Origin of the sequence: Gordonia sp. i37, from assembly GCF_002043085.1 — a bacterium.
Taxonomy (GTDB): domain Bacteria; phylum Actinomycetota; class Actinomycetes; order Mycobacteriales; family Mycobacteriaceae; genus Gordonia; species Gordonia polyisoprenivorans.
This window is the reverse complement of the sequence record NZ_MVPX01000329.1, coordinates 1-8,350: the sequence shown is the minus strand read 5'-3', so window position 1 is coordinate 8,350 and position 8,350 is coordinate 1. Positions and strand designations below refer to the sequence as shown.

Sequence of the window (8,350 nt, the reverse complement as noted above, 5' to 3'; positions counted from 1 at the left end):
TCGCCGCTGCCGCGACGCAGATGCCGGGGTACGACCCCGGCCCGGTGATCGGTGCCATCGAAAGCCGCCTCGACGAGTACCTGAACACCCCGACCGGTGAGATCCTGAGTCGCCTGGGTCTGCCCGTGCCACCCGGAATCCCCACGCCCGGCCCGATTCCGGGGCTCCCGGCGTTGCCCGGTCTGCCCACAGGTGGTAACACCCTGGCATCGATCGACGGCGGTGCACTGATCCAGCCAGTGCTCGATGCGCTCGGCACGTTGGGTAGCGGGGTGTTCGAGGCTCTCGACCCGACCAAGATCTTCGAATCCATCACCAGCGCCTTCTCCTCGGTGGCGTCGTCACTGCCGACGGTGATCTCCGCGATGCAGCAGGGCTGGCAGGGCGAAGGCGCCGACGCGGCGGCGATGAAGACGGCCCAACTGGGCAAGGACGGCACCGAGGTTGGAGTCCAGTCCGGCAAGATCAAAGGCAACGTGGTGCAGGCCGGGGTGGACACCAAGACCACCGAAGCGCATCTGCTGGAGATCATCTCGCAGTTCGAGGCCACCATGGCCGTCGCGCTTCCGCAGATCGTCACACCGTGGGGACAGGCGATGGCCGTGGCGGCCGCCACCGACGCGATCACCCGTACCACCGCGGTCATGGGCGTCCACAAGGGACTGATGGCCGTCAACACCGCCGAAGTGGCCGCCGACGGTGCGCCGGTGTCGGTGACCAACGCCCCGCAGGTTCCCACCGAGATGCTCTCCTCGATGGTGCAGATGGGAACCGGGTTGATACAACCCGCATTTGGCGTCGTCGAGCAGGTGTTCTCCGCCGGGGAGAAGATCGTGCAGTCGTCGGTGCAGGCCGGGACCAAGATCGGCGAGGCGATCGACAAGGCCCAGCACAAGACGTCCACCGACACGGATACCAGTACGTCGACGACGGCAACCCCCGTCGGGCTCGGTGCCGGCGGTCCGGCCGGAATGGGTGGTGGCGGTGGTGGTTCGAAGCCCACAGGTGCCGGTGGCGGCGGGGGCGGAGGTGTCGGGGTTTCGCCGGTCTCCGCACCACCGAGCAGCCGAACCGCACCGTCGGGCACCCCGCCGACCGAGGAATCAACGAATTCGGGCCAACAGCGCACGGCCGCGGCGACCACCGCGTCGGCCACGACCACCGGCAACGGTGGTTACGCGCCGATGAGCGGAATGGGTTCGGCCGGAGCGGGAGCCGGGGCGGGCAAGGGTGCGGGCAGTGGCCACACCGCCGCCGACTTCCTGCACACCTCCGAATCCGGGAGCGAGATCGTCGGGGACTTCGCCGATGTGGCGCCGGCCGTGATCGGCGAAAAGGACGACGACACCGAGGCCCGCCCCGACATCGACCTGAGAATCTGACGTCTCGCGAGGCGCGATCTCACCAGAACACCCACAACACAGGAGGATTCATGACCGAACTGAGTGCAGACACCGCCAAGATCTCCGAGGTCGCCGGGCAACTGGGCAAACTCGCCGATCGACTGAATGGCGTGCTGAATACCGCTGATGCCTCACTGACGCCGCAGCCTGCGGGCAGTGACGAGGTGTCGGTACGCGCGGCGACCACCATGGGGCAGGTGCACCAGGCGTTCCGGAAGGCCGGCGACGGTGGTGTCGCCGAACTGCGAGAGATCTCTGACGCCGTCGCAACGGTGTCCTCCTCGCTTGCCGATACCGACACCGACCAGGGGTTCATCACCACCTGATCGCTCGTGTTGTGGACGAAAAGCCATCGGTCACAACACTGTTCATTCACTGTTCGCACATTGTTCATGGACCGACCGACGGGGAGGGGACGACGTGGGCTTCACGGGGGTTGTCTGGGCCTCGCGTGACCTGAGACGGCTGGCGCATGACCTCGTCAACGGTGCCGGTGCGGGTCCGATGGGGGAGGCGGGTGAGACCTGGTCACGGCTTGCCCGCGAGCTCGCCGACATCGCCAAGGACTACCGCGCGTTGCTCGCGAAGCTCGACGAGGCCTGGCGCTCGGAGCAATCGGAGGCCGTGCACGCCAAACTCGAGGAGTTCGCCCACTGGCTCGACACCGTCGCGCTCGACGCCGCTGCCAACGCGCGGCGTGCCGAATCCGCCGCGGTGGCGCACGGCGTGGCGGTGCTGGCCATGCCCACGGTGCCCGAAGCGGTGAAACTGCAGGAGGCCTTCGCGATCGGGAGTTCCCTGCAGGGCTACCCGAACGGGCTCGTGGTCGGTGCACTCGGAGCCGGGGACGCCGCGGTGCAGGCGGCCACCGCGAACGCGGTCGCGATCATGAACAGCTACGAGCACACCGTCACCCCGCTGGCTGCGCCGTGGGACACCCAGGCCACACCGAATATCGCAAAGTCCGCCGCCGAGCGAGCCGCCGGAGACGGTGACACCACCCAGGGCACGGGTGCCGGCGCCCCGGCCGGTGGTGCGGGTGGCGTCGGGGCCGGTGGCGGGATGCCCGCGATGCCCTTGGGCGCCTTCGGCACGCCGACGATCAATTCCGATACCTCGCAACGTGGTTCGCGGGTTGTCGCCGCGTCTGCAACCTCGGCGGGCGCCACGACATCCGGGCCGATGGGACCCATGGGGGCGATGGGTCGCGCCGGCGGGGACGACAAGGAGTTCGACTCCGCCCGACCTGCGGCCTCGCTCTCCGATGCCGGCGAGTCGCGGTCCGCGAGCTGGTCGCCGGTCGTGGCGTCGAGCGCGGGCGGATTCTCGGTCGACAGTGTCAGCTGGGGTCCGGACGCCTCGACCTTCGGAGGTACGGCGGCACCGCCGATCGCGGACGACGAGGTCGACATCGACGGCAGCCGGCTCGAACAGGCCTCGTCCAACGATTGGGTGTCGCCGTCGGTCATCGGTGAACGGGGAGGACGCGGATGAGTATGGCAACCCTCGACGTCGATGACGCGCTGAGCGTCGACGAGATCCTCACCTTGGCCGATCGGCTCGGCGTCGACACACTGCCGGATACGCTGGCGCTGTGGCCGACCCAACCGACGGTGGGCGAGCTGCAACGTGTCCGGGATCGGTGCGTCGGGCAGTTGTCGGATCGAGAGCTCATCGTCGACGGCGAGATCGATCCCGACCTCGCCCACGTCCTGACCACGATGCGCCGCCCCGAGCGGGAACTCTCGATCCGGATCATCACCTCCGACGGGTTGCTCCGCGCATCGGTGCTGCGAGTCAAGCGATCTCACGTGGTCGCCACCCGCCGCGGCGACACCGTCCGCGTGCGCGGTTTCGAGGCCGAGGGCAGCGAGCGGGTGGTCGCCGAGGTCGCCCGATTGTTGCCGAAGGCGATCGACGTCGACTGCGGCTCGGTGAGCGCACCGTCGGTCGACGTCGCCGAGCACCTCGCCGGCCTGCGCGCCGCGACTCCGATCGCCGACGAACTACACGCGCTCGGCGCCGATTCGCGGACCGCGCTCGTGCTCGGCGCCGTGCTCGCCGATTACCGTGCGGCCGTGGAGATGCGGGTTGCCGCACTCGATCCGCACGTCGACCGCAGCATCGTCGCCGGCGGCGCCCTCGCGGTGTTCTACGCGGCGCGCGGGTGTGTGCTGAGTGCGCCGAGCACCTCACCGGACGGGCAACTGTGGTGCAGTCTCAAAGGTGGTTCCGACCACCGGATCGCACAGGCGGTTGCGCAGTTGATGTCCCTGCTGCCGGAAGGGTGGTGAGGGACGACCAGCCGAACAGTCACTGATGTCGGGAGTCGGGACACCGACGTCACGACAACGAAGACCACAACAGGGGGTGGCCCGACCGGGCACCCATCGACGTACACCATCGAAGGGAAATGACATGGGACTCAAGATCTCTCCGCAAGAGGCCAAGGCCAAGCTGTCCGACATCAAGGACAAGCGCGATCATGCCAAGCAACTTCTGCAGAAGTTTCAGGACGCCGACGTCGAGATGACCGGCGGTGCATGGCAGGGCGATGCCTCGCACGTGCATCTCCAGAAGACCCACGCCAATCAAGAAGAGTTCGGCCAGATCATCGCGCTGCTCGACCGCACCGTCGATGCCGCAGAGACCGGTATCAACAACGCGGTTGCCGGCGACTCGCACTGACCCGCAGCCGTATTCCCATTCGCAGGCACCCACGACCAGGAGACCATCATGGCACAACAGATCACCTACAATCACGGCTCGATTGACACCACGCTCGGCGATCAGGCGTCATACCTGAAGGCGGCCAACGAAGTTCGTGACGACATCAATGCGGTGTTCAACTCGCTCCTCGAGATCTACGAAGGCGAGGCGGCCACCACGCTGCAGCACGTCAAGTCGCAGATCGACCAGCAGCTCATCGACGCGTTCAACAACATGAACGACTCGACCAAGCATGCGGGTGAGCAGAACCAGATGATGCAGGCGCTCGACGCGAAGAACGCCTCGCTGTTCAGCTGAGACCCACACATCGACGAATCAGGGCGTCCGACACCACGGTGTCGGACGCCCGTGTCGGCGGTGCCACCCTGCGGCTGTCTCACCATGCGGCTGGAGGCCGTGCGGTGCTCAGTCCAGATCGTATGAGGCGCCGACGTAAGCCATTTCGTCATCGCCGGCCACCATCTCCACCACGACCGCCCCACTGCGCGTGGTGACACGAACCGTGTCGGATTCCCGATGGAGTTGGGCCAGCGTGACATCGGCAGAGTCCGACAGCGGCGCCCCGATCGGCTGCACGACCAGTGCGGTGACACCGGAGTTGACCGGCCGCGTGCGGGTGCCGTCGAAGACGATCACCGAGTAGTTGGCCTCGGCCCCGGCATGCATGGCGCCACGGTCGAATTCGGCGACCCACAGCAGGTGGTTGTTGCCCACCGCAGCCACCATCTGCTGCCAGTGCGCAGGGCGTCGCGTCGACACGAGCACGCGCGCACCGAGCGCGATGGCGCGCAAGACCACCTGCTGGGCCAGGTGCAGGCTTCCCGCGATCTCCACGCGATCGATGGTCGGACCGAAGATCGGCAGGGCGACGGCCCGTCCGTGAGGATCGGCGCCGATGAGTTGGCCGCACCCCGATGCTGGGAGCCGCAGCTCACCGAAATCGGCAGGGCTGCCGTAGGTTGCGCGGACACCCACCGACTGCGGGCGCGGAAGTGGCAGTGAGCCGATCAGCGCGTCGAACTGATGTCCGCCCAGCGGGGAAAGCCCGTCGAGATCGACCCGGGCGGGCTGTGCGATCGTGTCGAAGCGGACCAGGCCCGTGGCCTCGATGAGGTCGGAGTCCTCGGTGGTCTGCAACGACAGCGCGAGAGTCGTGGTGTGGGTGGGAACCGTCCACAGCCGATCGAGACCGGCGGAGGTCAGGATCGGTTGCTCGAGACCGTAACTGCGCAGATGCATCTGGCCGGACCGGCAGTTCTCCCAGGTCTCCTCGACGGTCTCCGGTGCGATGCCGTCGGACAGATGTGTGATGGACCGGGTGATCTCGGCCGCGGTCAGCGATCGCACGTCGAATCCGTGCTCGCGCAGGCGATTGGCCACCCGTCGCGTGCCGGTGACGGCGGTTTTGAGGATGCCCGTCGATCCGCCGCCGCGTCGTGCGACGGCCTCGGGACACAATGTGGGATCCAGGCGGACGGTGAGCCATACCGACCGGTGCGCGATGGCCGGCAGTGGGCCGAGTACCTCGTCGTAGACCGCGGCCACCCGACTGTTGCCGCGGGACCGGGAGCCGTTGATGTGCACATCGATGGCCGCCAACGTGATGTCGAACTGTCGGAGGCTCTCGGCGAGAACCCGCACCGGGATGCAGACGGCGTCGACGGTGGCACCCGGTTCCAGAATGGTCAGTGCTTCCGGGGATTCGGCGATCTCGAGCATCGACACCAGAGCGTCACCGTCCCAGCGCAGGCCGAACTGTGAGCCGTCGGAGGTGGTGATGTCGAAGGGCTCGGAGACCGCCTGGGCGCGGCGTCGCCTGCGGTCGTGCGACATTCGGAAGGACACCCGCTCGCGCACCCGCTGCGCCACCGGGTGCCCGGCCACGGGAATGAACCACACCGCGATCAGCACAGCGACGAGAGCGGCGATCCACCAGGGGATGCCGGTGGTGGCGATGACGACGAGCGCGCCCAGCGCGATCAGCTCGACGACGAGGACGCACCAGGTCGGTGCGATGCGTCGCACCGCGCTCTGCGACGAGGACCGCAACCTCGAGTGCCCGGGCGCGGGCGCGATCTGTGAGCGCGGATCGGCCTGTGCGACGGGCGCAGTGGTCGATGGCGTTGTCACCACGAGATCCTCCCCCCAAACGACGACGGGGCGCCTCAACCGGCCCACGACACCCGACTTCGGGCTACGGTACCCTGGCCACTCGATTGTGGGTGCATCGTGTACGCGAATACGGTTGTTCGGATGGGGGTCTCATGCCGGCGCGCTTGACGACGCGGGCGCAGGTCAACGGATACCGTTTCCTGCTTCGGCGGCTCGAACACGCATTGATCCGTCGGGATTCACGGATGATCCACGACCCCATGCGCAGTCAGGTACGGGCCATGCTCGTCGGATTCGTGATCTGCGTGCTGGTGGTGGGCGCCTGCGCCGCGTTGGCGATCTTCAAACCGTCACCGTCACTGGGCAACTCCACGATCATCACCTCGCAGTCCTCGGGAGCGCTGTACGTCCGGTTCAACAACGAGTTGCATCCCGTGCTCAACCTCGCCTCCGCCCGCCTGATTGCGGGCAAACCCGACAATCCCACCAAGGTCAAGGATTCCGACCTCGGATCGCTGCCCGCGGGCCCCGCCCTCGGGATCATCGGCGCGCCTGCCTCGATCGCCAAGGCCGACGATCTGAGCCGTTCGGACTGGTCGGTGTGTGATTCGCAGACCCGATCCGGTGACGACACCTCACCGTTTCGCACCGAGACCGTCGTGCTGTCCTCGGTGCCGGCCCTCAACGCCGACATCGGCGTCGCCCCGGCCGGTTCGGCTGCCATCGCCGAGGACTCCGACGGTCACCACTTCCTGCTCTACGACGGCAAGCGCGCGCCGATCGATCCGACCGATCCGGTACTGATCAACGCTCTCAAGATCACCGACGCGTCGATGATCCACGCCTCGGCGGGGCTGCTTCAATCCTTCCGCCCGGTGGCACCGATCAGTCCTATCGTCATTCCCGACGCCGGTCGCCGGTCGTCGTTGTCGTTTCCCGAGCCCGTCGAGATCGGGTCGATCGTCAAGTCGGTCGAATCCGGCGGCACACGACAGTACGTGGTGCTCTCCGACGGTGTGGCCCCCGTCTCCGACGCCACGGCCGACATCATCCGTTACAGCAACGCAGGCCTGCTCGGCGATGCCATCGAGATGCCGCCTGCCGCACTGAATTCGCTACCGCAGTCCGCTGCGCTGCCCGTCGACACCACCGACTATCCGTCCCGGGTGCCCCAGTACACGTTGGGCGGCTACTCGACGATCTGCACCCACTGGTCGGCGCCGAGCCTCTCGCAGAGCCCCACGGTGGAGATACTGGTCGGCAACCGGCTGCCCATCGGCGAGAACGCGCAGCCCAGTGCTCTCGTCAGCGCCGACGGCGACGGTCCGGCCGTTGACGCCGCCTACATTCCCCCGGGCACCGGCGAATACGTGCAGGCCGCGGGTGAGGGACGGGTCGCCGGTCAACTGTTCTACATCTCCGACACCGGATTGCGCTACCCGATCCCGGACCCGAAAACCGCCGATGCACTCGGCGTTTCCGGTGTCCGCAGTGCCGACGGCAAGCAAACGCTGCCGCAGCTCGCGCCGTGGAATGTGGTGTCGCTCCTGCCCGCCGGACCGACCCTGTCGACCGACGCGGCACTCATCGCGCACGGCGGGTATGACGGGGACACCGGCGCGGTACCGACGAGCCCGTCGGCCGCGGCCGGCGGGTGAGCACTCAGATGTCGAGTCCGCGCACCCAGCCGTAGATGCCCATGATCCAGGCGGCGAACGGGATGATCAGCCCGATCAGCAGATACTCCAGTAGTTCGACGTAGCGTCGGGCGATCGGCGAGAACTCGAATCGAGGGGCGACGACGCCGGCCGCGAAGACCAGTATCCCCAGCCCGACGGTCAGCAGGAACCCGTACTCGGCCCAATCCTCGAGCAGCAGCACGGATTTGACGATGATGGTCAGTGCGGCGAGCAGGCCGAGACCGACCATCGTCGCAGCCTGGCGCAGATCGTGATGGGTGCGTCCGCGCAGGCACAGTACTGCTGCCGCAAGGGCGGCGAACACCGTTGCCTGCCAATAGAAGTGACCCGTGGAGGGGTCCACGCTGAGATACACCCCGACGACCACGGTGATGGCCGAGCCGACGAGGATTCCGGTCAGATAGG

9 protein-coding genes are annotated in these 8,350 nt (G+C 67.4%); 7 read left to right on the top strand and 2 right to left on the bottom strand.

Annotated elements, in window-relative coordinates; translation table 11 throughout:
• The 6 genes from B1964_RS16115 to B1964_RS16090 all read left to right on the top strand — a co-directional run.
• Positions 1 to 1,382, top strand: a 1,382-nt coding sequence (locus B1964_RS16115; protein ID WP_079930495.1) for a hypothetical protein, incomplete at its 5' end; no start/stop codon positions are given.
• A 50-nt stretch (positions 1,383 to 1,432) separates the two neighbouring features.
• Positions 1,433 to 1,729, top strand: coding sequence for a PE family protein (locus B1964_RS16110; protein ID WP_020170620.1), 297 nt, complete (start codon positions 1,433 to 1,435; stop codon positions 1,727 to 1,729).
• 94 nt (positions 1,730 to 1,823) lie between these two features.
• Entirely contained in the window at positions 1,824 to 2,897 is a 1,074-nt protein-coding gene (locus B1964_RS16105) for a PPE domain-containing protein (RefSeq protein WP_079930494.1), read from the top strand.
• Positions 2,894 to 3,697, top strand: a complete 804-nt coding sequence (locus tag B1964_RS16100) for an ESX secretion-associated protein EspG (protein WP_253194029.1) — start codon at positions 2,894 to 2,896, stop codon at positions 3,695 to 3,697. Before B1964_RS16105 ends, B1964_RS16100 begins: the two co-directional genes overlap by 4 nt.
• Before the next feature lie 124 nt (positions 3,698 to 3,821).
• Positions 3,822 to 4,091, top strand: a complete 270-nt coding sequence (locus tag B1964_RS16095; protein WP_006372860.1) for a hypothetical protein — start codon at positions 3,822 to 3,824, stop codon at positions 4,089 to 4,091.
• Between the two features lie 48 nt (positions 4,092 to 4,139).
• Positions 4,140 to 4,430 (top strand): hypothetical protein, encoded by a 291-nt coding sequence (locus tag B1964_RS16090; protein ID WP_006372859.1) that lies wholly within the window; start codon positions 4,140 to 4,142, stop codon positions 4,428 to 4,430.
• A gap of 108 nt (positions 4,431 to 4,538) precedes the next feature.
• Here the strand turns inward: B1964_RS16090 and eccE are convergent, their stop codons facing one another.
• Positions 4,539 to 6,263, bottom strand: coding sequence for a type VII secretion protein EccE (eccE, locus tag B1964_RS16085; RefSeq protein WP_253194028.1), 1,725 nt, complete (start codon positions 6,261 to 6,263; stop codon positions 4,539 to 4,541).
• Positions 6,264 to 6,397: 134 nt separating this feature from the next.
• Between eccE and eccB the strand changes: the two genes are divergently transcribed.
• Positions 6,398 to 7,903, top strand: a complete 1,506-nt coding sequence (gene eccB, locus B1964_RS16080; RefSeq protein WP_079930491.1) for a type VII secretion protein EccB — start codon at positions 6,398 to 6,400, stop codon at positions 7,901 to 7,903.
• A gap of 4 nt (positions 7,904 to 7,907) precedes the next feature.
• Here the strand turns inward: eccB and eccD are convergent.
• Positions 7,908 to 8,350 (bottom strand): type VII secretion integral membrane protein EccD (gene eccD, locus B1964_RS16075; protein ID WP_079930490.1); only part of this gene is annotated, 443 nt, incomplete at its 5' end.